Origin of the sequence: Micromonospora sp. MH33 (assembly GCF_003013775.1) — a bacterium.
GTDB classification, from domain to species: Bacteria; Actinomycetota; Actinomycetes; order Mycobacteriales; family Micromonosporaceae; genus Micromonospora; species Micromonospora fulviviridis.
The window spans coordinates 1-2,538 of sequence record NZ_MUYZ01000529.1 but is presented as its reverse complement, the minus strand read 5'-3'; the positions used below and the strand labels follow the sequence as shown (position 1 = coordinate 2,538).

Annotated in this window: 1 protein-coding gene; it reads right to left on the bottom strand. The window is 64.5% G+C overall.

What is annotated here, in order from left to right:
- The coding region (locus tag B0E53_RS38230; protein WP_210406345.1) for a hypothetical protein at positions 1-2,538 on the bottom strand (2,538 nt) is incomplete at both ends.

Genomic DNA, 2,538 nt, shown 5'->3' with positions numbered 1-2,538 from the left:
ACGCAGCCCAGCCACGGTTTTGATGCCCTCCGCCGACACCTTCGGAGTGTCCAACAATGAACGGTAGAAGGCGTTGGGCGCTTGTTCGGCCGCCGCGCGAGAAGTATCAAACACGTCGCGCACCCACGTGCCGAACTTCGCCTCGACATGGTACGCAGAACGCGCCAACCGCAGGGTCGCCGCTATTACCTCCTCATCGAAGCTCCGCGGCGCCACTTCCGGGTCGACCGCCGGAGTCGACATGTCCATTCCTGCGAACGGGTCCGCTCCTCCGAACGGGTCCGCCGCCCACCCCAGGTCCGCGAACTCCGGCTCCAGGCCAAGACCATACGGGTCGTAGTATTCCGCTGAATCGGACGGCTGCCCGCCCGCGTCAGAGTCGGTCGGGGGATGCCATTCCATCGCCGCCGGCCGGCCCGGCAGCGAACCCGAAACCCGCTCCGACGACCCGACGTCCGACCCGGACGACGCCGAATCCGACTCGGGCGACCCAACCGGCCGAGGCGCGACCGTAGGAGCCACATACGACGCAGCCGTCTCCCGGATCTGCTCAAGCTCCCAGACGGTGAACCCCGGCTCGTGCAGATGATCGTCACCGACCGTCCTGGACGTCCTGAGCAGATCACCCGGCGAACCATCATGCGGCACCCCGGCGAAATGCTTCAACTCATGCCCGTAGGCGCGGGACGGAAGATCCGCAAGCCAATGCAACTGGGTGATCCGACCCTCGGTGCCATCAGCGCTCACATAGACGTTGTGGCTGTCCTCCAAGTCACGGCCATACCGGCTGAGCCGAACCACCGTCTCCGCGCCCGGATCGAACACCACCGCCACCGCCTGCGACCCACCCCCCGGCCGCAACCGCTGCGGAACCGCGATCCGCTCCTCACCGACCAGCTCGTTGGTCCGCACCACCCACTGCTCAACCGCACGCAGCGTGCGCAGAATCGAATCCCGACCCACGTTCGCGTCGGGCTCCAACCGAAGACGGAACACCACGTCCCCCGACTCACCATGCTGCACCCAATGGTCGACGTGGACCCGAACCCCCGCGTCCTCCCCCGCCGTCTCCACCCGGAACGGACGCTCACCCCCCGGCGTCGGCACGAACTCCAGCGGCGCCCGACCCCGCCACGTGAACCGATCCGACTCCACCCGCGTCATCTCGCCCCACGAAGGCAAACCCTCCGCACTGCGATACGACACACGCCAACCACCATCAACCCACACCACCGACGGCTCCACACCAGCCGCCCACCCCGACGACGACCCGGCCTCCACGCCCACACCAGCCGAGAACGAACCCTCCCCCGGACCCCACTCGAACGCCGCCGGCCCCCCCGGCAACCCACCCCCGGTACGCCGACGCTTCGCGGCTGGCCCCGCTGCGGCGCGCTCCCTGCGCTTGGCGAGCATCTCCTTCCGTTTCTGAAGCTGCTCGATCAGCGCATCGGCCTCGGCGTCCGTCTTGCCCGTGTTGACAAGCCGGTAGGCATGCGTGGGCACCTCGACCACCGACGGATTGGCGCGCAGGTAGGCCTGCTTGGCTGCGTCGTCCAACGGCTTCAACGGCGCCTTGACCACCACGAAGACATTGCTGGCGTAATCCGGCCCGACCAGCCGCATTCCTACCCGCAGAGTGATCGCCGTCCCCGCAGACAGATCCACCTCCAACCCATCGACTGTCGCGCCCGCACCGCTGACCCTAATAGCGATGGGTTTGGGCATTCTGGTGTCTGTCCCCAAGGTGTCATCGAAAGAAACTTTCTCGGCGAGCGCCCACCGATCCGCCAGCTCCCAGAAGGAGTTTTTGCGCTGCAACTCGATGTCGTACGCGGTGGGGGCGGGATCGGTCAACCTTCGGTACAGGGCCTGCCTCTCGTTCCGCTCGTCCGGAATTTCCACGACCGCGAGGGGTTGACTATTAATGTCATACCCGACTTCGAGAACCACATCTTTCATGTCATCGGGGATATTGGCCCGTCCGATATAGACTCTCTTGGTGGCCCTGGCTTCGTCACCCTGCCTGAAGTTTAGATTCAAGGTCCCGAGGCTGTTCAATTTCGTCTTCATCCGGAAGGAATCACTGAACACCGGCTTGCGGAATTCCCACGCGTGGCCGGGTGCTCTTTTCCTCAGCTCGGCCAACTCACTGTCAGTAAACCTACGGTCGAATTCCCGGTAGATGAAACTCTCGGTGCCGTCGGCCGCGGTGTACAGGATTCTGGCAATACCGACGCCCTGCCCGTCGACGACCTTCCCGAAGTCGACAGAGACCATATCGCCGGGGGCGACAATTTGGCCGACATTCATGGCAATATCAGACTTGCCAGCTATCCCGAGCCTCAGTTGTGCGCGATATCTGGCATTCGTTTCTTCGCTGGCGGTTAGGCGGAGGGTGAATGAGGATACGAGTTCCGGACTATCGTCCTGCCAGCCGCTGTCTTCGTGGAGATTGTTAAGGTATCGACGATATTCTGAGATTTCCTGCGCCTGGCTGCGCAGGGAGACGGGCCGGCCGCCGCCCTCACGCCGGCC